The organism is Tessaracoccus luoxuelianae, from assembly GCF_055326245.1.
Genome location: NZ_JBUZNO010000002.1, coordinates 187,989 through 207,899, shown reverse-complemented (window position 1 = coordinate 207,899; position 19,911 = coordinate 187,989). Strand labels below are relative to the sequence as shown.

General features: G+C 68.5%; 16 protein-coding genes. 4 read left to right on the top strand and 12 right to left on the bottom strand.

From position 1 onward, the window contains the following. Genes hrpA through ACZK39_RS03640 form a run of 4 tightly spaced genes read right to left on the bottom strand, consistent with a single transcriptional unit; the run spans window position 1 to window position 6,019 of the window. Window positions 1-3,810, bottom strand: a complete 3,810-nt coding sequence (gene hrpA, locus ACZK39_RS03655; protein ID WP_463612554.1) for an ATP-dependent RNA helicase HrpA — start codon at window positions 3,808-3,810, stop codon at window positions 1-3. Then, window positions 3,807-4,679 carry a universal stress protein gene (locus tag ACZK39_RS03650; RefSeq protein WP_463612553.1) on the bottom strand — a complete coding sequence of 291 codons (873 nt, stop codon included), beginning with the start codon at window positions 4,677-4,679 and terminating at the stop codon, window positions 3,807-3,809. Before ACZK39_RS03650 ends, hrpA begins: the two co-directional genes overlap by 4 nt. A 9-nt stretch (window positions 4,680-4,688) precedes the next feature. Next, window positions 4,689-5,093 (bottom strand): pyridoxamine 5'-phosphate oxidase family protein, encoded by a 405-nt coding sequence (locus tag ACZK39_RS03645; protein ID WP_182784232.1) that lies wholly within the window; start codon window positions 5,091-5,093, stop codon window positions 4,689-4,691. A 38-nt stretch (window positions 5,094-5,131) separates the two neighbouring features. After that, the gene (locus ACZK39_RS03640) at window positions 5,132-6,019 is read right to left on the bottom strand and encodes a T3SS (YopN, CesT) and YbjN peptide-binding chaperone 1 (RefSeq protein ID WP_182784371.1); all 888 of its coding nucleotides are present in this window, start codon (window positions 6,017-6,019) and stop codon (window positions 5,132-5,134) included. Window positions 6,020-6,092: 73 nt separating this feature from the next. Between ACZK39_RS03640 and ACZK39_RS03635 the strand changes: the two genes are divergently transcribed. From ACZK39_RS03635 to ACZK39_RS03625, 3 genes are read left to right on the top strand one after another with little or no spacing between them, the layout of a single operon-like run. Continuing rightward, window positions 6,093-6,998 (top strand): AEC family transporter, encoded by a 906-nt coding sequence (locus ACZK39_RS03635; protein ID WP_463612552.1) that lies wholly within the window; start codon window positions 6,093-6,095, stop codon window positions 6,996-6,998. Window positions 6,999-7,042: 44 nt separating this feature from the next. Continuing rightward, window positions 7,043-7,528, top strand: a complete 486-nt coding sequence (locus tag ACZK39_RS03630; RefSeq protein ID WP_463612551.1) for a DedA family protein — start codon at window positions 7,043-7,045, stop codon at window positions 7,526-7,528. A gap of 35 nt (window positions 7,529-7,563) precedes the next feature. Further along, complete coding sequence (locus tag ACZK39_RS03625; RefSeq protein WP_463612550.1) at window positions 7,564-8,706, top strand: magnesium and cobalt transport protein CorA; 1,143 nt, start codon at window positions 7,564-7,566, stop codon at window positions 8,704-8,706. An 18-nt stretch (window positions 8,707-8,724) separates the two neighbouring features. On the opposite strand, the gene ilvD is transcribed toward ACZK39_RS03625, so the two are convergent. The 8 genes from ilvD to ACZK39_RS03585 all read right to left on the bottom strand — a co-directional run bounded on the left by ilvD (window position 8,725) and on the right by ACZK39_RS03585 (window position 18,957). After that, on the bottom strand, window positions 8,725-10,563 hold the full coding sequence (gene ilvD / locus ACZK39_RS03620; RefSeq protein WP_463612549.1) for a dihydroxy-acid dehydratase: 1,839 nt from the start codon (window positions 10,561-10,563) through the stop codon (window positions 8,725-8,727). 95 nt (window positions 10,564-10,658) lie between these two features. Beyond that, a complete protein-coding gene (locus tag ACZK39_RS03615; protein ID WP_463612548.1) occupies window positions 10,659-11,456 on the bottom strand; it encodes a sulfurtransferase in 798 nt (265 codons plus the stop codon). Between the two features lie 89 nt (window positions 11,457-11,545). Further along, a complete protein-coding gene (locus tag ACZK39_RS03610; RefSeq protein WP_463612547.1) occupies window positions 11,546-11,956 on the bottom strand; it encodes a pilus assembly protein CpaE in 411 nt (136 codons plus the stop codon). Between the two features lie 26 nt (window positions 11,957-11,982). Beyond that, window positions 11,983-12,726: an amino acid ABC transporter ATP-binding protein gene (locus ACZK39_RS03605; RefSeq protein ID WP_463612546.1), complete on the bottom strand. Its 744-nt coding sequence runs from the start codon at window positions 12,724-12,726 to the stop codon at window positions 11,983-11,985. Further along, window positions 12,723-14,909, bottom strand: a complete 2,187-nt coding sequence (locus ACZK39_RS03600) for an amino acid ABC transporter substrate-binding protein/permease (RefSeq protein WP_370586100.1) — start codon at window positions 14,907-14,909, stop codon at window positions 12,723-12,725. Before ACZK39_RS03600 ends, ACZK39_RS03605 begins: the two co-directional genes overlap by 4 nt. Window positions 14,910-15,040: 131 nt before the next feature. Then, window positions 15,041-17,899: a vitamin B12-dependent ribonucleotide reductase gene (locus tag ACZK39_RS03595; RefSeq protein ID WP_463612545.1), complete on the bottom strand. Its 2,859-nt coding sequence runs from the start codon at window positions 17,897-17,899 to the stop codon at window positions 15,041-15,043. Between the two features lie 40 nt (window positions 17,900-17,939). Further along, a complete protein-coding gene (gene nrdR, locus ACZK39_RS03590; RefSeq protein ID WP_182784377.1) occupies window positions 17,940-18,455 on the bottom strand; it encodes a transcriptional regulator NrdR in 516 nt (171 codons plus the stop codon). Between the two features lie 163 nt (window positions 18,456-18,618). Beyond that, window positions 18,619-18,957 carry a hypothetical protein gene (locus ACZK39_RS03585; RefSeq protein WP_182784248.1) on the bottom strand — a complete coding sequence of 113 codons (339 nt, stop codon included), beginning with the start codon at window positions 18,955-18,957 and terminating at the stop codon, window positions 18,619-18,621. 203 nt (window positions 18,958-19,160) lie between these two features. Between ACZK39_RS03585 and lexA the strand changes: the two genes are divergently transcribed. Then, window positions 19,161-19,898: a transcriptional repressor LexA gene (gene lexA, locus ACZK39_RS03580; RefSeq protein WP_182784250.1), complete on the top strand. Its 738-nt coding sequence runs from the start codon at window positions 19,161-19,163 to the stop codon at window positions 19,896-19,898. The last annotated feature ends 13 nt before the right edge of the window (window positions 19,899-19,911 follow it).

Below are 19,911 nucleotides of genomic sequence, written 5' to 3'. Positions count from 1 at the left end.
TCATCGGGCCTGGCGGATGGCCTGTCTGATGCGTTTGGCGGAGACGGGCACCGCGGTGCGCAGCTGCTGCGCGAACAGGCTCACCCGGAACTCCTCCAGGAGGAAGGCGATCTCCTCGACGGCCGGGGGCAGCGGGCCGCTGGGCAGGGAGTCGGTCAGCTCGGCGTAGGCGTCCTCCACCTCGTCGATCTCCGCCTGGAGCCGGGCGTCGCGCTCCGGTTGCTCGGCCGCCGCGCGCAGCCTGGCGACCGCGGCCTGCGCGTAGCGGGGAAGGTGGGCAAACCATGGGTCCGGTGTGGCTGAGATGAAGCGGTTGAACAGGAGGTTGTCCAGCTGCGCGGCGACATCGCGGCGCACCGGGGCCTGCTCAGGGAAACCTGGCAGCAGCAGCCGGGCCTGCGTGGCCGCAGCCAAGGCCTGCGCTGCGGTGGAGACCACCTGGCGGGTGCGCCCGGGGCACTCCTGACGCACAGCCAAGGCGACCCGCGCGTAGTCCGCCTCGGTCCGGACCTCGACGATGGGGCCCTGCTCCGCGGCGAGCTGTTCCCCCGCCTTCAACCAGGCGTCGGCGAGAAGCTCGGGCACCGTCGGGTAGGCCGAGTCCGCCAGGGACAGCTTCTCCTGCCTGCCCAGGTGTCCCACCACCCACTTCGTGGGGTCAGGATTGGTGAGGGTGAGGAGCCGGCGGACGCCCAGCGTGTGCGAGCGTGCGGCCTTCTGCGGGGAGTCCAGGACCTGCAGCCCCACGGTGGTGCCCTCATCGACGAGGGCCGGGTACCCCACCACCCCCCTCCCCACGGCGGTCTCCTTGGAGATGGCCCCGAAGGTCCAGGCCCGCTGGCCGGTGCTGGCCCGCTCCCCCGCGGAGGCGGTCAGCTTGGCCGCGACCTTCGGTGCCAGCCGGGCCGCCAACGCGTCCAGGTCGTCGCCGCGGGTGACCTCGCGGCCGTTGTCGATCACCACGAACGTGGGGCGCAGGTGGCTGCCGAGCAGCTCCGGGTGGAAGTTCGCGCCGTCGACGACGGTGCCCGTGAGGGCGGTGAGGGCCCGCCCGAGCGCGTCGGTGAAGCTCCCCTGTCCGACCTCCTCGCGCCCGGCGAGCCAGGCCAGCGCCTTGGCCGCGAAGTCCGGGGCGGGCACGAAACTGGTCCGCAGGGCCTTGGGCAGGGAGCGGATCAGCTCGGTGGCCAGCTCCCTTCTCAGTCCGGAGACCTGCCAGCTGAAGCGGGCGCCGTCGAGCTGGTTGAGGAGCTCCAGCCGCACGGTGATGGTGACACCGTCGCCGCCTGCTCCCGGATCGAAGACGTACTGGATGGGTAGCTTGTGCTGACCGACGGTCCACCTGTCCGGGAAGTCCGATGGCCGAAGCTGGGTGGCGTCCACCACCGCGTCGTCGATCATGAGGGTGGGCCACTGCTCGCGCGGGATCCCGCGCAGCCACTTGTCCAGCGTGGCGCCCGAGACCACGTCTGGCGGGATGCGGGCGTCGTAGAACTCGTAGAGCGCCTCGTCGGAGATGAGGAGGTCCGGGCGCCGCATCCTGTCGGTCATCTTCGTGGCCTCGTCCAGGACTGCCCTGTTGGCCGCCACCAGCGGCTGGCGCGTCTCCCAGTCCCCCTCGACCAGGGCGCTGCGCAGGAAGATCTCACGCGCCTCGACCGGGTGCTCGGAGGCGTAGTCCGCGCGACGGCCCGCGACGATCGGCACCCCGAACAGCGTCACCCGCTCGCTGGCCACCACGCTCGCGGAGCGAGAGGACCATCGGGGCTCGGACAGGGTGCGGGTGAGCACGTGCCCGCCCACCTCCTCGATCCACTCCGGCCGCACCTCCGCCACCGTGCGCGCCCAGAGCTGAGACGTCTCCACCAACTCGAAGGCCATCACCAGCGCCGGGGTGGAGCGGGCCAGCGACGAGCCGGGCTGGATGGCGAACCGCGCCCCCCGTGCGCCCTGATACAGCGTGAGCGGGCGGCGCTTGCCCGGCTGCGGCTTGGCCTTCTCCTGCTCCACCAGCCCCACGTTGGACAACAGCCCGGTCAGCAGGCAGGTGAGCACGTCCGGCATCGGGCCCCGGCCTGAGGCGTCCAGGTCCAGCTCCTTGACGGCCTCCCGCAGCTGCGAGACCAGATCCTCCCATTCGCGGAACCGGATGAAGCTGAGGTACTCCTCGCGGCACATCCGCCGGAACGCGTTGCCGGAGAGCTCGTGGCGACGCTTTCTCAAATAGGTCCAGATGTTGAGCAGCACCTCGAAGTCGCCGCCCTCCAGGGTGGGCTTGGCGGGGCTGTCCTTGCGGGTGCCGCTGTGGGCGGTGTGGCGCAGGGGCGCGCCGTCCGTGGCCGGCTGGGCGGCGTCCTCGACGCCCCAGAAACGACGGTGGGACTGGTCCGCCTGCGCCTGGAAGGCCGCGGGACGCTCACGGACGTCCGGGACCGTCAGACCGGCCACCACCACGAGGACCGTGCCGAGGGTGTGGCGCCTGGACCCCTCGATCAGCATCCTGCCCAGGCGCGGGTCCACCGGCAGCCGGGCCAGCATGCGTCCGGTGCGGGTGAGCCGGACGTGGTCGTGACGTTTGCGGGGATGGAGCGCGCCCAGTTCGGTGAGCACCCGAACACCGTCGTTGATCTGGGAGACCACCGGCGCCTCGACGAACGGGAACGACTCGACATCGCCCAGACCGGCCTGCGCCATGAGGAGGATGACGGTGGCGAGGTTGGTGCGCAGGATCTCCGGTTCCGAGTACAGCGGCCTCGACTCGTAGTCCTCCTCGCTGTAGAGCCTGATCGCGATGCCCGGGCCGAGGCGACCGCAGCGGCCGGCGCGCTGGTTGGCGGAGGCCTGCGAGACCGGCTCGATGGGCAGCCGCTGAACCTTCGTGCGCGCGGAGTAGCGCGAGATGCGGGCCGTGCCGACGTCGACCACGTAGCGGATACCGGGCACCGTGATGGAGGTCTCGGCCACATTGGTGGCGAGCACCACCCGCCGGCCGCTGTGCGGGTGGAACACGCGCTGCTGCTCGGCGGACGAGAGCCGGGCGTACAGCGGCAACACGTCGAGGCCGGTGCCCAGCTTGTCGATGGCCTCGGCGGTGTCGCGGATCTCCCGCTCCCCACTGAGGAAGACGAGGATGTCGCCCACCGCGGACTCGGTGACGATCTCCTCCACAGCGGAGGCGATCGCGTCGATCTCGTCCTGGTCCTCCTCGAGCGGCCGGTAGCGCGTCTCGACGGGGAAGGTGCGCCCCGACACCTCGACCACGGGCGCGCCGTCGAAATGCTCCGAGAAGCGGGCCGTGTCGATGGTGGCCGAGGTCACGATGATTCTCAGCTCGGGCCGCCGCGGCAGCAGCTGCTTGAGGTAGCCGAGCAGGAAGTCGATGTTGAGGCTGCGCTCGTGGGCCTCGTCGATGATGATCGTGTCGTAGCGACTGAGGAGGCGGTCGTGGGTGAGCTCGGAGAGCAGGATGCCGTCGGTCATCACCTTGACCCTGGTCTGCGCCGTCACCTTCCGGGTGAAACGCACCTGGTAGCCGACGAAATCGCCCAGCTCGACGCCGCACTCCACCGCGATCCGCTGCGCCACGGTGCGGGCCGCGATCCGCCTCGGCTGGGTGTGGGCGATCCGCTCCCTCCCCGCCAGGAGGCAGATCTTGGGCAGCTGAGTGGTCTTGCCGGAGCCGGTCTCCCCGGCCACCACCACCACCTGATGGTCGCGGATGAGCCCCGCGATGCGTTCGGCCTCCGCCGCGATCGGCAGCGACGCGACGACTTCGATGACGGGCTGGTCCGTGGGTGGCGGCAGCGTCATCGAGTGATGAAGAGCGGGCATTCAGCGTGGGCCATCAGCCCTCGCATCAGCCCACCGAGGCTGAAGCCCGGAATGTGGGACTCCCCCACCCCGAGCACCAGCAGGTCGTAGCCGGCGCTGCGGCTGACGAGCTCGTTGATGGGGCTGTCCGCCGCCACGAGTACCTCGTAGGCGACGCCGGGGTGCTTCTCCGCGACAGTCTTGGCGATGGCCTCGATGCCGCCCTTCGCGAAGCGCACCTGCTCGTCGAGCTGGTTGGGGCTCAGCTTGCGGGCGAACAGGCCGACGGGGGGCTGGACGGCGTGCACGATCTCCAGCTTCGCGCCGAGCCGCTCGGCCTGAAGGAAGCCTGCCTCGAGGATCGTCTCCGAGCCGGGATCCGTCTGCAGGCCCACGCCCACGACTCCCTTACCGCCCACCGGATTCGGGTGGGCCGCTGCCGAGATGACAACGACCGGGCATGCCGCGTTAGCCACCACGGCCACGGAGGTGGAGCCCACGAACATGCGCTCCAGGCCGGTGGCGGCCCGGCGGCCCACCACGACGAGGTCCGCGACCTCGCTCAGCCGCGACATCACGCCGCCCGGCGAGCCCATCACCACCTCGGTCTTGATCTTGTCCTCGGCGAGGCCCATCTCCATGGCGACATCCTTGGCCTGTTCGTTGGCGGTGGCGCCGGCGGACTGCAGGATCTCCGGGTCGTAGACCACGCCCCAGGCGCCTGCCATCAGGGTGTCGTCGACAGCGTTGACGAGCAGGAGTTCCCCGCCGTAACGCAGCACGGTGCCGGTGCCGAACCGGACGGCGCGCAGACCGTCGTCGCTTCCGTCGACTCCGACCACCACCAGCGGTGAGGTGCGTTCAGTCATGGTGGACTCCTAACTCTTGAAGGTTCCCGAGACGACGCGGCCGGCGATCGTGCTTGCCGTGATGGCCAGCCCTACGGTCAGGCCGCCCTCGAGCCAGCTGATGCTGGAGACCGCGGCGTCCGCCGGCCCGCTGATCCCGCGCACGAGCACGGACCATCCCGTTGCGGTCTCCTGGTCGATCTCGTCGACCTGGAAGGCCACCTCCGTGGGCGCCGCCAGGCCCGCAAGGAACGACTCGTGCGTGGTGTGGAAGACGATGACGCCCTCGACGACACGGAAGTTGACCGGCACCACGGAGATCCCCTCGGGGGAGCTCCACGCGACGCGCCCGACCACCGCGTCCGAGACCAGCGCCCAGCACTCATCGGCGTCGAGCCGGGAGAAGTAGGTCACTGCCTGGGGGTCCGTCGTCATGACTCCACTCTAGTGCTCACCAGAGGCGGCTGCGGCCGTCAGAACGTGGTGCGGCCACCCAGCTTGGTGGCCAGTTCGTCGTCGATGCCGTCGGCGATCTGACTCAGGGCGGAGAGGGCCTGGTGGAGATGAGCCGGCACGAAGGGTTGGGCCGCCACCGACAGCTGGACGAAGACCCGGTCCCGGTGCAGCGCGAACCGCCCGTACCGGGACTCGACGTTGAGGTCGTTGAGCACCTCGCAGGCCCTCGACCGGCCCGTGACGTCGTGGACCAGCGCCGAGAAGAGGACCAGCTCGGCGCCGTCGGGGGTGGAGCGCAGGAACACCATGGTGGAGCCCACGCGGATGGCCACGTCGCCCAGCTCGTTGCGCAGCGTGGGGTGCCGGTAGGTCCGACGGAGCTCCTCGTCGACCAGCGAGTCCAGCTCCGCCCGCGACCCCGGCATGACGGCGGTCTCCTCCCGCGACAGCTTCCGTGGGGACAGCGGCGCCCATGCGGTGTTGCCCTGAAGGATCTCGGCGAGTTGGTCCGGTTCGAGGAAGACGGGGTGCAGCACCCCGAACACCCCCGTGAGCGTCTGGGTGGCCAGTTCCGCGAGGGTGGAGGACGACTCCTGGTCCGCCTCCGTGTGGTAGCTGTCCGAGCTCTCATCCGGCGCGCCCCAACCCAGCTCCCGCAGGGCGGCGGCCTCCGCCGGAGAGGGCGCACCGTCGTCTGCGCCGATCACGTAAGCAGTCACCACCAGGGGTGAGGTCATCGAAAAACGCAGGCCGGGGCGCAGCGCGGCGGCGTCGGTGTTGGCCACGGAGATGGTGAGGTCTGCGCTGGCGTCCATCACCGAGAGCACCTCGTCGAGGCGGAGGGTGAACTCCGCCCAGGCGTGCCTCTGGGTGACGTCGAAATCGAAGTCCTGATAGTCGGCCATGGTGGTCACTCCACCTCCTCCTGCGTCAACCTAGCAAACACCAGCGTCCGCGCTGGTGCCTAGGCTGAGCGGCATGTGGGCAGCGCTCGAGGGATTCAGCACGATCGGCCTGGTGATGGCCGTGGGGTTCGTGCTGGCACGCGCCCGCCTGGTGGGACGCTCGGCCCAGCGGGCCCTGGGGGACGTGGCATTCTTCGTGGGCCAGCCCGCCCTGGTGCTGGTCGCGGTCGCGGAGGCTGACCTGGAGCTCCTGTTCGGATGGCACGTGGTGACGTTCGGCGGGGCCTGCATCGCCACCGGGCTCACGTTCGCGCTTGTCATGGCCCGACGGTGGCGCACGGGCCGCGCCGAAGCCACCATGGGGTACCTCGCCACCAGCTACGTCAACGCGGGCAATCTCGGCATCCCCATCGCCGCCTTCGTCCTGGGCGACCCGGCGTGGGCGGCGCCCGCCATGCTGCTCCAGGTGTTGGTGCTGCAGCCGACCGCCGTGGCCGTGCTGGAGTCGTCCCCCTCAGGGCGGGGACGCTCCGTGGTGCGCAGCTTCGTCACCCATCCACTGGTCCTCGGCGGCGTAGGCGGGCTGGCCCTCAACCTCAGCGGCCTGCAGCCTCCCGCCATGGTGTGGGCGCCCGTGGGCCTGTTGGCCGATCTCGGCATCCCGGCGATGCTGTTGGCGTTCGGCATGTCGCTGCATTCGAGCCCGCTGCCGCGTCAGCTGTCACGCAGAGCGGTGGCGGCGATCCTCACCAAGTCCTTCGTGGTCCCCGCCGTGGCGTTGCTGCTCGGACTCGCCCTCGGGCTGTCTGGCACCCCGCTGCGTGCCGCCGTCGTGTTGGCGGCGCTCCCCACGGCACAGGTGGTCTTCGTGCACGCCGTGCGCTACGGGGTGGGAGTGCGCCTTGTGCAGGCCACGACGCTCTGGTCCATGCTGCTCAGCGTGCCCGTGATCGTCGCGGCCGGGGCCCTCTTGCGGTGAGCCGGTAGACTGGCGGCTCCGCCGGCCATTCTCCTGGGAGCACCATGTTCGATCCCACCACATGGGATGCACCGTTCGCCGTCGTGGTTTTGGCGCTCTTCGTGATCGTGATGCTGCGCGCCAACGGCACCTACTGGTTGGGGCGGGCGCTGGCGGCCGGGGCCCGGCGCAGCCGGTGGGAGAGGCTCCTCGAATCGAAGCACTACGCCACCGGGGCACGGTGGCTCAACAGGTGGGGCGCGCCGGCGGTGTCGCTGTCGTTCCTCACCATCGGCATCCAGACCATGGTCAACCTCGCCGCCGGGGTGGCCCAGATGCCGCTGCGGCGCTACCTTCCCGCGGTCACCGTCGGCTGCGTGCTGTGGGCGTTCATGTACGGCACCGTGGGGTTCATCGGATGGCTGGCCATCGAAGCGCTGTGGGGTCGCTCCCCTGCGCTGACGCTCGCCCTCGTGGCCTTGGCCGCGGCGGGGATCATCTGGGCGCTCGCCCGTCGCGATCGCGTCCCGGCTGCGGTTCCCGCGGAGTAGTCTCACCCCGTTGAACCACTGCGGCAGGAGGCGTCATGGCGGACCAGGGTCGCACGGATCGGCTCCTGCGCTCGCTGCGCCTGCGGCCCACCGTCCCGTCCCCTGACGGACCCACCCCGGAGCCGGTCGCCCCCGATACTGCGCCCCGCACGGCGGCCAGCTGCATCGTCGACGCGGGGATCTACGTGTCGGGTCGGCGGATCGCCACGCCGGGCACGTTCGAGGAGGCGTTCCGCCTGCTCGACGAGCATCCCGAGGGATTCGCCTGGATGGGGCTCTACCGCCCGCGCCACTCCGACATGTCGCTGCTGGCCGAGGAGTTCCGGCTCAGCCCCCTGGCCGTGGAAGACACCATCACCGCGCATCAGCGGCCCAAGTTCGAGCGCTACGAGGACGTGCTGTTCCTGGTCCTGAGAGCCGCGCAGTACATCGACCGCAGCGAGACGGTGGACTTCGGTGAGGTCCACGCCTTCGTCGGCGACCGGTTCGTGGTCACGGTGCGGCACTCGGAGACCCCGGACCTCACCCGCGTCCGTCAGGAACTGGAGGGCACGCCGTCGGTGCTGGCCAAAGGTCCCAGCGTGGTGCTGCTCCGGCTGCTGGACGGGATCGTCGACGACTACACCCCCGTCGCGATGGGCATCGAGAACGACATCGACGAGATCGAGACGCAGGTGTTCACGGGCAGCTCGCGGGTGTCGCGGCGCATCTATCAGCTCTCCCGCGAGGTGATCGACTTCCAGCGCGCGGTTCGGCCCCTCAAACAGATCATCGAGGGAGTCCGGGGAGATCGGGTCTTCGCCTCAGCCGGCGAGCGCAGACGCCAGGAGCTCCGCGACATCGAGGACCACGCCATCGCCATGATCGAGCGGATCGACGCCCTCCGCGAGACCCTGAAGGGCACGCTGGACCTCAACATCTCGCTCCAGGCCCAGCGGCAGAACGAGGAGATCAGCAACATGACCGCCGCCAGCCTCAAGCAGGCGGAGGAGACGCGCCGGATCGCCGCCTGGGCGGGTGTGCTCTTCGTGCCGAGCCTGGTCACCGGCACCTACGGCATGAACTTCCACACCATGCCGGAGCTCGCCTGGGTGTGGGGCTACCCGTTCGCCTTGGCGCTGATGCTGGTCACCGGCGTGGGGATGTACACGGTGTTCAAGCTGAAGGGCTGGCTGTAGCGCTCTCCTCCACAGCCCTCAGGAGAGCTTGCGGGCCGCGCCCTTGTCCGCGGACTGCGCCAGCATGCCGTAGATCTTCAGGGCCGTGGAGACCTCGCGTTCGCGGGCCTGCGGCGCCCACCCCGCGGCGTCCTGCGCGGCGCGGCGCGCAACGAGAGTGGCGTCGTCCACGTTGAGCGTGATGGAGCGGTTGGGGATGGAGATGGTGATGGTGTCGCCGTCCTCGATGAGGCCGATGGCACCGCCCGAGGCCGCCTCAGGCGACACGTGGCCGATGGACAGGCCCGAGGAGCCTCCTGAGAACCGGCCATCGGTGATCAGGGCGCATTGCGGTCCGAGGCCGAGCGCCTTGAGATACGCCGTGGGGTACAGCATCTCCTGCATGCCGGGGCCGCCCTTGGGACCCTCGTACCGGACGATGACGATGTCGCCGGGCTGGATCCGCTTGCCCAGGATGGCCTCCACGGCGTCGTCCTGGGACTCGGTGACGACGGCGCGCCCGGTGAATTCCCACTGGGCCTCCGGCACGCCGGCGGTCTTGACGATGGCGCCGTCCGGGGCCAGGTTGCCGGTGAGGACCGCGAGCCCGCCGTCGAGCGTGTAGGGGTGCTCCACGGAGCGGATGCAGCCACCCTCGGCGTCGGTGTCGAGGCTCTCCCAGCGGTTGGTCGAAGAGAACGCCTCGGTGGTGCGGACCCCTCCGGGGGCGGCGTGGAACAGCTCGACAGCCTCAGGGCGGGCCTTGCCGCTGCGGATGTCCCAGTCGCCCAGCCAGTCCTGCATCGTCCGGGAGTGGACCGTGGAGACCGTGTCGTCGAGCTTGCCTCCCCGGTACAGCTCACCGAGGATGGCGGGGACGCCGCCGGCGCGGTGCACGTCCTCCATGTAGTACTTCGGCGAGTTGGGCGCCACCTTGGCCAGGCAGGGCGTGGCGCGGGAGATGGCGTCGATGTCGTCCATGGTGAAGTCCACGCCCGCCTCCTGCGCGGCGGCCAGCAGGTGCAGCACCGTGTTGGTGGAGCCGCCCATCGCCACATCCAGCTTCATGGCGTTGGAGAAGGCCGCCTTGGTGGCGATCGACAGCGGCAGGACGGAGGCGTCCTCCTCGTCGTACCAGCGGCGGCACAGCTCGACGATGAGGCGGCCGGCCTCCTGGAACAGGCCCTTGCGGGCCGACGCGGTGGCCAGCGTCGACCCGTTGCCGGGAAGCGCGAGGCCGACCGCCTCAAGAAGGCAGTTCATGGAGTTGGCGGTGAACATGCCGGAGCAGGAACCGCAGGTGGGGCAGGCGTTGGCCTCGATCCGGCCCAACTCGTCGTCGGTGACGCTCGGGTCCACGGCGGAGACCATGGCGTCGACGAGGTCCAGGGACTTCACGACGCCGCCCTCCTTCACGACGGCCTTTCCGGCCTCCATGGGTCCGCCGGAGACGAAGACTGCGGGGATGTTGAGCCGGAGGGCGGCCAGGAACATGCCGGGGGTGATCTTGTCGCAGTTGGAGATGCACACCAGAGCGTCCGCGCAGTGCGCGTTGGCCATGAACTCCACCGAATCGGCGATCAGCTCGCGGCTGGGCAGCGAGTAGAGCATGCCCCCGTGGCCCATCGCGATGCCGTCGTCGACGGCGATGGTGTTGAACTCGCGTCCGATGCCGCCCGCCTCGGCGATGGACTCGGAGACCAGCTTGCCCATGTCGCGGAGGTGGACGTGGCCCGGCACGAACTGCGTGAATGAGTTGGCCACGGCGACGATCGGCTTGCCCCAGTCCGAGTCCGTGATGCCCGTGGCGCGCCAGAGGGCGCGGGCGCCGGCCATGTTGCGGCCGTGGGTGGTGGTGCGGGACCGGAGTGCCGGCATGAGGATCCTCCAAGGGCAGGCGACGTACCCACCAAGGGTACCCTCCGGCAGTCTCCGCGCCCGGGCGGTCCGCGGCCGACCTGGGTCCGCGGCGGCTACTCCCCCGTCGCGAGGGGACGGGACGTGTGGCTGTACTGGGACCAGGAGCCGGGGTAGAGCCGCCCCCTCCCGAGCCCGGCGTATTCCATCGCGATCAGGTTGTGGCAAGCGGTGATGCCCGAGCCGCAGGTGGAGATGACGGCGGCTGCGTCGTCGACGGCGGCAAAGCGCTCGCGCAGCTCCCCGGGGGTCTTGAATCGGCAGCCGTCGGTGAGGTTGCCGGTCATCGGATAGTTGCGCGCCCCGGGGATGTGGCCCGCCCTGGGGTCCAGATGCTCCGCTTCACCGCGGAAGCGTTCGGGTCCGCGGGCGTCGATGACGAACTCACCCGCCGCGGTCTCCTCGATGTCCGCCAGGGCGGAGTCCGGCCAGGACCTCACGGAGAACTCCCCATGGGGTCGCTTCGGCACCTCCGAGGTGAGGGGGCCGTCCCAGGCCTGGATGCCCCCGTCGAGGAGGGCTGCGTCGTGGCCGAGGATGCGCAGCAGCCACACCAGGCGGGCGGCCATCGCCCCGCCGGCGTCGTCGTAGGCCACGATCGTGTCCGCGTCGCTGATGCCCAGGTGGGCCAAGCCTTCGGCGAAGGTGGCCGGGTCCGGGAGCGGGTGACGCCCGCGGGCCTTCGACGGCGGGTCCGCCAACACGTCGTCCATGGCGACGAACACGGCCCCGGGGAGGTGGCCGGCGGCGTAGGCGTCGCGGCCCGAGCGCCCGTCGAGGTAGTGGCGCACGTCTGCGACGATCGCGTCGGGATGGGCGGCGAGCCAGCCCTGGTCAACCACTGGAGGAATCACGCGCCCAGCCTACGACCCCCGCTTCCTGGCTGGGGGCCCGCCCAAGGTCAGGCCGCTCCCCGTGGAGCAGCCTCCGCTCCCAGTAGAAGTCAGCGCGCGGCCGACACCAGCGCCAGCAGCGCGGCGGCGTATGCCTCGGCGGGATCGTCGGCGATGAAGGAACGGGCGGGCTGGCTCGGGATCTCGATCACGACGGCATATTCGCCTGTCTGTGACCTGCCGAGCGAACGGAACGTGCCGCCCAGCAGCTCGCGCAACTGGTCCTCGCGCGGCAGCCACAGCGCCTTGTCTGCCGGCACAGAATCCAACGCCCACTCGGTGGTGCCGTTGAACGCCAGCAGAGTCCCCGTGGCGTGGTCACGGGCCTCGACGACCATGTTGGCCAGCGTGAACACCTCGTCCTCGAGGTCGAGCGCCTCAACCAGGAACCGGTCCCCCTCCGCGGGTTTCCAGGCCACCCCGGCGCGGGCCAGCCGTTCGGCGGTCGAACGTGAAATCATCTCGTCTCCTTCGTGCCGGAAGTGGGTCACAGAACCTTGCTCAGGAAGTCCTGCGTCCGTGGCTCCTTCGGGGAGCCGAACAGCTCCGACGGCGGCCCCTCCTCCACAATGGTGCCCTCCGCCATGAACAGGACCCTGTCGCACACCTCGCGGGCGAATCCCATCTCGTGGGTCACGATCACCATCGTCATGCCCTCCGCGGCCAACGTGCGGATGACCGCGAGCACCTCCCCCACCATTTCGGGGTCGAGGGCGCTGGTGGCCTCGTCGAACAGCATCACATCCGGCCGCATCGCCAACGCCCGCGCGATCGCGACGCGCTGCTTCTGCCCACCTGAGAGCTGTGCCGGTCTGGCATCCACCTTGTCAGCCAGCTGAACGCGGGTGAGGAGCTCGACCGCCCTGTCATGGGCCTCAGCCTTGGACATCCGCTTCAGCTGCACCGGGGCAAGCATGATGTTCTCCGCGACCGTCATGTGCGGGAACAGGTTGAAGTGTTGGAAGACCATGCCGATCCGCTGACGGACCACGTCGATGTCGGTCTTGGGGTCCGTCAGATCCTGGCCTTCGAAGACGATCCGGCCACTCGTGGGCTCCTCCAGCTTGTTGAGGCAGCGCAGGAAGGTGGATTTGCCGGAGCCTGATGGCCCGATGACGGTGACGACCTCACCCTCCCGGATCGAGACGTCCAGACCCTTGAGCACCTCAAGGGTGCCGAATGACTTGCGCAGGTCCTTGACCTCGAGAAGTGGACTGTTCTGCGTGGTCACTTGTTGAACCTCCGGTCGACGGCGTTGGACAGCATGGTCAGGGCCTTGATGACGATCAGATAGAGCGCACCCACGATCAGCCAGATCTCCGCGGATCGGAAGTTGTTGGCGATGATCTGCTGACCCTGATAGGTCAGCTCGGCCAGGCCAAGGACCGCCAGCAGCGACGTGTCCTTCAGCGTGATGACGAACTGATTGATGAACGACGGCGTCATGATCTTCACCGCCTGGGGAACCACCACCTTCTTCATGGACGTCATCCACGGAAGCCCGAGTGAACGGGCCGCCTCGAGCTGGCCGGGATCCACCGACTGGATGCCGCCGCGGACGATCTCTGTCATGTACGCGCCGGCGTTGAGGGCCAGCGTCAGGATGCCGGCCACAAGGACGTCGAGTTTCACCCCGGTCAGCGTCGGCAGCCCGAAGTAGATGAAGAACGCCTGAACCAGCAGCGGCGTCCCGCGGAAGATGTCGACGTAGACGCTCGCGATGGCATTGAGCACCGCGTTTCCGCCGACCTTGAAGAACCCGAGCACCAGACCGAGAATCAGCGCGAACAGCAGGGACAATGCGGTGGCCGCGATGGTCATCAGCATGCCCTTGCTCAGGGCGGGCAGGCTGGTGACGAGAAGGTCGATGAAGCCCAGGCGACCAGTCTCCGTCGGCGCCTGGAGGTAGGTGTCGAGCACGGCCTGGTAGGAGCCGTCGGCCTTCATCTCGGCGAGGCCGGCGTTGAACGCGGCGAGCAGTTCGGGGTTCATCCCCTTGTTCACGGCGAACCCGTACTGGCCTCCGGGCTCCTTGGGCGTCACGGCCTTGAGCCCGTTGCCCTGCTTGATGCCGTAGGCCAACACCGGGTAGTCGTCGAAGACGGCGGCCGCGGTGCCGGCGTTGACCTCGGAGTACATGGTGTCTGCCTGGGGCAGCGCCTTGACTGTGAAGCCGTACTGGTCCTTGATTGATTCGGCGAAGGCCAACCCCTCCGAGCCCGTCTTGGCGACGACCGTCTCACCCTCGAGGTCCTCATACGTTGCGATCGCAGAGTCCCCCTTCACCGCCATCTGGATGCCCGAATCGAAGTACGGATCGGAGAAGTCGAAGATCTCCCTGCGCTCGTCGGTGATCGACATGCCGGCGATGACACCCGCCACCTGGTTGGACTGCAGGGCTTGGAGGGCCGCGTCGAACCCCACCGACTTCACGTCGACCTCGAACCCCTTGCGCTCGGCGATGGCGTAGAGAAGATCGATGTCGATACCGGTCAGCTCACCGCTGGCGTCTCTGAACTCGAAGGGCGCGAACGTGGTGTCCGTGGCGATCGCGTAGGTCTTGCCGGCGACAAGCGGATCGATCCCGGAGGCGGGCTCGCCACCGGCACCGCCCCCGCCGTCGTCCAGGTACTCGTCGAGGATCTGCTGGTAGGTGCCGTCCTCTTTCATCGCAGCCAGCTGCGCGTTGAACTCGGCGAGCAGGGCCCCGTTCTGACCCTTGCTCACCGCGAATCCGTAGGACCCTCCGGGCTCCTTGGCGGTGACGGTCTTGAGTCCGTTGCCCTGCTTGATTCCGTAGGCCAGAACCGGGTAGTCATCGAAAACTGCCGCTGCCGTGCCGGCATTGACCTCGGAGTACATGGTGTCTGCCTGAGGAAGCGCCTTGACCGTGAACCCGTACTCACCCGCGATGGACTGGGCGAACCTCAGGCCCTCCGAGCCGGTCTTGGCGACGACAGTCTGATCGCGGAGGTCCTCGTAGGACGCGATGGTGGAGTCCTGCTTGACCGCCATCTGGATGCCGGACTCGAAGTACGGATCGGAGAAGTCGAACGTCTGTCTGCGCTCGTCGGTGATCGACATGCCCGCAATGACCCCGGCGACCTGCCCGGACTGCAACGACTGCAGGGCGGCGTCAAAGCCCACCGACTTGATGTCGACGGTGAAGCCACCGCGCTCGGCCACCTCGCGGATCAGGTCCATGTCGATGCCGGTCAGCTCGCCGCTGGTGTCGCGGAACTCGAACGGCGCGAAGGTGGTGTCGGTGGCGATCGCGAACGTCTTGCCCACCACATCGGGGTTGGGGGAGGGTGCGGCCTGCGCGACGGGCGCCGCGAGGAAGCCGCCGATCATCAGCACCGCGACCGCCGCGGAAAGCCTGCGCACGTGACCCGACAGATTCAGACTTCTCACAGTGGCGTTCCTCTCCCTGGGCGCCCTCGGTGGGCGCTGGCTGAACGATATCCCCATCAGAGAGGGCCAAGGCCTCGGATCCTGAAAGGGGCGGCCCGGCTCATCGCCGGACCGCCCCCAGCAGACTCAGATCAGCTGCAGCCGCTGGTGGAGCCGCAGCCCTCGCAGACGTAGCAGGACCCGCTGGGCCGCATCTTCGTGCCGCACGTCATGCACAAAGGTGCGTCAACCTCCCGGCCGGTCAGCGACTCCATGAGCTCCGCCGTCGTGTGGGCCGTGGTGAAACCGGCCGTCGACGGCGCGTCGATCAGTGAGGGCTGACGAGCCCCGTCGACCTGGAAGTCATCGCCTGCGTCGTTGCGCAGGGAGTCCGCCTCGGACATGGCCGCCTCGTCCTCCTCGGAGAGGTAGGACCCGGTCTCGACGTAGCGTGCGCGCTCCGAGGCGGTGTAGATGCCCAGCTCGGCGCGGTCGTCGAAGCTCAGGTAGTCCAGGGCGAGGCGTCGGAAGATGTAGTCCATGAACGACTGGGCGATCCGGATGTCCGGGTCATCGGTCATGCCTGCGGGCTCGAACTTGAGGTTGGTGAACTTCTGCACGAAGCTCTCCAAGGGCACCCCGTACTGCAGACCGATCGAGACTGCGATGGAGAACGCGTCCATGACGCCGGCCAGGGTGGAGCCCTGCTTGCCGAGCTTGAGGAAGACCTCGCCGATGCGGCCGTTCTCGTAGGCGCTGGAGGTCATGTAGCCCTCGGCCCCGCTGACGGAGAAGCTCGTGGTGCGCGACGCCCGGGACTTCGGGAGGCGCTGGCGCTTCGGCCGGTACTCGATCCGAACCTCGGGCTCGGCCTTCTTCTCCTCCTTGGTCTCCCCGTTGCCCTCGGAGAGGGGTTGGCCGACCTTGCAGTTGTCGCGGTAGACCGCCAGCGCCTTGAGGCCCAGCTTCCAGCCCTGCAGGTAGACGTCCTCGATCTCCTCGACCGTGGCCGTCTCCGGCAGGTTGACGGTCTTGGAGATCGCGCCGGAGAGGAACGGCTGGACGGCCGCCATCATCCGGACGTGGCCCATCGGCTTGATGGAGCGTGCGCCCATGGCGGTGTCGAAGACCTCGTAGTGCTCGGCAGCCAGACCGGGGGCGCCGATGACGTGGCCGTTGGAGCCGATGAACTCGACGATGCCGTCGATCTCCTCGGTGCTGTAGCCGAGGCGCTTGAGGGCGCGCGGGATGGTCTGGTTGACGATCTGCATGGAGCCGCCACCGACGAGCTTCTTGAACTTGACCAGGGAGAAGTCCGGCTCGACGCCGGTGGTGTCGCAGTCCATCATGAAGCCGATGGTCCCGGTGGGGGCCAGCACCGAGGCCTGCGCGTTGCGGAAGCCGTTCTTGGCACCGAGGGTGACCACCCGGTCCCATTCGCGTGCGGCGATGGAGTACAGGTGCCTGTCGTCGATGAGCACCCGCAGGTCGTCGTTGGCGGCCTGGTGCTTGCGCATCACGCGCTGGTGCGCCTCGGCGTTGACGGCGTACCCGTTGTAGGGGCCGACGATGGCGGCGAGCTCAGCCGAGCGTCGGTAGGAGGCCCCCGTCATGACAGACGTGATGGCCGCCGCGGTGGAGCGCCCGCCGTCGGTGTCGTATCCCTTGCCCATGGCCATCAGCAGCGCCCCGAGGTTGGCGTAGCCGATGCCCAGCTGGCGGAAGTTGCGGGTGGTCTCCCCGATGGATTCGGTGGGGAAGTCCGCGAAACAGATGGAGATGTCCATCGCCGTGATGATGAGCTCGACGGCCTTGACGAACAACTCCGCGTCGAACGTGCCATCCGGCTTGAGGAACTTCAGCAGGTTCAGCGAGGCGAGGTTGCACGACGAGTTGTCCAGGCTCATGTACTCCGAGCACGGGTTGGACGCCGTGATGGGGCCGGTGACCGGGTTGGTGTGCCAGTCGTTGATGTGATCGTGGTACTGGATGCCGGGGTCGGCGCACTCCCACGCAGCGGTGGAGATCTTGCGGAAGAGCTCCTTGGCGTCCACCTCTTCGAGGACGGAGCCGTCGGTACGCGAACGCAGCCCGAAGGGGCCACCCTCAACCACTGCCGTCATGAACTCGTCGGTGACCCGCACCGAGTTGTTGGCGTTCTGGTACTGCACGGAGGTGATGTCCTTGCCACCCAGATCCATGTCGAACCCGGCGTCGCGCAGGGCACGGATCTTGTCCTCCTCGCGCGCCTTCGTCTCGACGAACTCGACGATGTCCGGGTGGTCCACGTCCAGGACCACCATCTTGGCGGCGCGCCGGGTGGCACCTCCAGACTTGATGGTGCCCGCCGAGGCGTCCGCGCCGCGCATGAACGACACCGGGCCGGAGGCTGTGCCTCCGGAGCTCAGCAGCTCCTTCGAGGAGCGGATGCGCGACAGGTTGAGCCCGGCGCCGGAGCCGCCCTTGAAGATGAAGCCCTCCTCCTTGTACCAGTTGAGGATGGAGTCCATCGAGTCATCGACGCTGAGGATGAAGCACGCGCTGACCTGCTGCGGCGAGGGGGTGCCGACGTTGAACCAGACGGGTGAGTTGAAGGAGAAGTACTGGTTGAGCAGCATCCAGGTGAGCTCGTGGCCGAAGATCTCGGCGTCCTCCTCCGTGGCGAAGTAGCCGAAGTCCTGACCCGCCTTGGCGTAGGACGTGACCACCCTGTCGATCAGCGTGCGCAGGCTCTCCTCACGCTGAGGGGTGCCCAGCGCGCCACGGAAGTACTTGGTGGTGACGATGGTGGAGGCGTTGACGCTCCAGGAGGACGGGAACTCCACCGCGCGCTGCTCGAAGACGTTCTCCCCGGTCCGCCAGTTGGTCTGCACCACGTCACGGCGGTCCCACTCGACCTCGTCGTAGGGATGCACCCCCTTCTTGGTGAAGACCCGCTCGATGGTGAGTCCCTTGCGCGGCGCTGCGTCCTTGGTACGCGTGGCGCGTGCGGCTGTCGCGGTCATAGTCATTCCCCTCGGTTTCCTGATGTGTAGCGCTGGAAGATGTGTGTTAGCTGATGAGTGGCTGCTGTGCCGAGACGGGCCCGACGACCGCGGCGGCGCGGCTCAGATCCTTCTCGGCCGCGCTCAGGCGCAGCAGATCGATCTCGCGTTGGAAATCGTCCACGGAGTCATAGTTCTTGTAGACGCTGGCGAACCGGAGGTAGGCGACGGAGTCCAGCTCCTCGAGCGGGCCGAGGATGGCCACGCCGATCTGCTCGGCCGGGATCTCGGCCTGGCCGGACGCACGCAGCGACTCCTCGACGCGTTGGGCCAGAGCCGCCAGCTGCGCGGCCGTCACCGGCCTGCCTTTGCACGCCTTGGAGACCCCCATGATGACCTTGTCCCGGTTGAAGGACTCGACCACACCGGAGCGCTTGACGACGGTGAGCACCAACTGCTCGACTGTGGTGAACTTGCGCTCACAGACGGGGCAGACCCGCCTCCGTCGGATGGCTGACCCGTCCTCGGTTGCGCGCGAATCAGACACCTTGGTGTCTGTATTGCGGCAGAACGGGCAGTGCATGACCGGCGGGCCTTCCCTGGTGGACAGCGGAGGCCCTACCTTGCCATGCTGCAGCCGGAACCACAACTTATAGGGGAAAGACACCGCTGTAACTACTAGATGTAGGGACAGCCTAGATCGGGGTCCGCCGGAGGGCAAGGGCGAAACGCCGACGACTTCGCACCTATCGGGAGGCCGTCACATGCGCCCAGGCCGGATCCCCCGCGACGTAGTCCGTCGCCGGATCCACCTGGGCCATGCCCACGAACTGGGCGGCAGACAGGGTGAGCCCGACGGCGGCCAGGATACCGACGAACGCCACCTTCAACGCCAGCAATGGCGACGCCGTGGCCGGGCGGGCCACCTGGCACGAGGAGACAGTGCCCACGCGGCCAGGCGCGGCGGGCCTCGCCGGGCGGGCCAGGGGTCCCGCGAGCTCTGGCCGGCCGGCCGGGGACACGGTGACCACGCGACGCGCGCCGGCATGAACGACCTTGAAGCTGACTGCTTGTGCTGCGGTCATGACAACCTCTTTCCTGACCTAGAACGCCTGTTCGAAATAAACCTTAGCGCCTCCACCGCCGGAATGAAACACTCGTTCTATCCGGCGTGTCGCGGGAGCGATAGATGCAGTCCACACGAGCCCACTGACACTTTTTTCCGGGTCCCTTCGCGACACGCGTCGACATTTCGAACACACGTTCTCGCGAGCGGTAGGCTGCCGGTATGGCTGAAGAGACGAAGCGCCCACGACGAGGCCGCCCCACCAACGCATCCATCGAGGCCGAGCTCGGCAACATCGCCTCCTTCCCGGACGGGCCGGAGGATGTCCACGGGCTGACGAAGCGCCAGGTGGCCATCCTGCAGGTCGTCAAGCAGTCCATCGAAGAGCTGGGCTATCCGCCGAGCATCCGCGAGGTGGCCGCCCGCGCAGGGCTGGCCTCCACCTCGAGCGTGACCTACCAGCTCCGTGTGCTGGAGGAGAAGGGCTTCCTCCGCCGGGATCCCAACCGTCCCCGCGCCGTCGTGGTCACGATGCCCGGCGAGCAGCATCAGCTGGACCCGGCTCAGTCCTACGACGACGTCCCGAAGTCCGTCGCGGTTCCCCTCATCGGCCGCATCGCCGCCGGCGGGCCCATCCTGGCCCAGCAACAGGTGGAGGACGTGTTCGCTCTCCCCCGGCAGCTGGTCGGCGAAGGCCAGGTGTTCCTCCTGGAGGTGCGCGGGGAGTCCATGATCGACGCCGCCATCTGCGACGGCGACTGGGTGGTGGTGCGGCAGCAGTCGGACGCCAACAACGGAGACATCGTCGCGGCCCTGCTGGACGACGAGGCCACCGTCAAGACCTTCAAGCGCAAGGACGGCCAGGTGTGGCTGCTGCCGCACAACCCGGACTACTCCCCCATCGACGGCACCCACGCCCTCATCATGGGCAAGGTGGTCGCAGTGATGCGCAAGCTCTGAGGGCCTGCTTCAG

Excerpts from the sequence above, each read along its gene's own strand:
- hrpA (WP_463612554.1), bottom strand. The coding sequence starts at position 3,810 with ATGACGCTGCCGCCACCCACGGACCAGCCCGTCATCGAAGTCGTCGCG.
- ACZK39_RS03650 (WP_463612553.1), bottom strand. The coding sequence starts at position 4,679 with ATGACTGAACGCACCTCACCGCTGGTGGTGGTCGGAGTCGACGGAAGC.
- ACZK39_RS03645 (WP_182784232.1), bottom strand. The coding sequence starts at position 5,093 with ATGACGACGGACCCCCAGGCAGTGACCTACTTCTCCCGGCTCGACGCC.
- ACZK39_RS03640 (WP_182784371.1), bottom strand. The coding sequence starts at position 6,019 with ATGGCCGACTATCAGGACTTCGATTTCGACGTCACCCAGAGGCACGCC.
- ACZK39_RS03635 (WP_463612552.1), top strand. The coding sequence starts at position 6,093 with ATGTGGGCAGCGCTCGAGGGATTCAGCACGATCGGCCTGGTGATGGCC.
- ACZK39_RS03630 (WP_463612551.1), top strand. The coding sequence starts at position 7,043 with ATGTTCGATCCCACCACATGGGATGCACCGTTCGCCGTCGTGGTTTTG.
- ACZK39_RS03625 (WP_463612550.1), top strand. The coding sequence starts at position 7,564 with ATGGCGGACCAGGGTCGCACGGATCGGCTCCTGCGCTCGCTGCGCCTG.
- ilvD (WP_463612549.1), bottom strand. The coding sequence starts at position 10,563 with ATGCCGGCACTCCGGTCCCGCACCACCACCCACGGCCGCAACATGGCC.
- ACZK39_RS03610 (WP_463612547.1), bottom strand. The coding sequence starts at position 11,956 with ATGATTTCACGTTCGACCGCCGAACGGCTGGCCCGCGCCGGGGTGGCC.
- ACZK39_RS03595 (WP_463612545.1), bottom strand. The coding sequence starts at position 17,899 with ATGACTATGACCGCGACAGCCGCACGCGCCACGCGTACCAAGGACGCA.
- nrdR (WP_182784377.1), bottom strand. The coding sequence starts at position 18,455 with ATGCACTGCCCGTTCTGCCGCAATACAGACACCAAGGTGTCTGATTCG.
- ACZK39_RS03585 (WP_182784248.1), bottom strand. The coding sequence starts at position 18,957 with ATGACCGCAGCACAAGCAGTCAGCTTCAAGGTCGTTCATGCCGGCGCG.
- lexA (WP_182784250.1), top strand. The coding sequence starts at position 19,161 with ATGGCTGAAGAGACGAAGCGCCCACGACGAGGCCGCCCCACCAACGCA.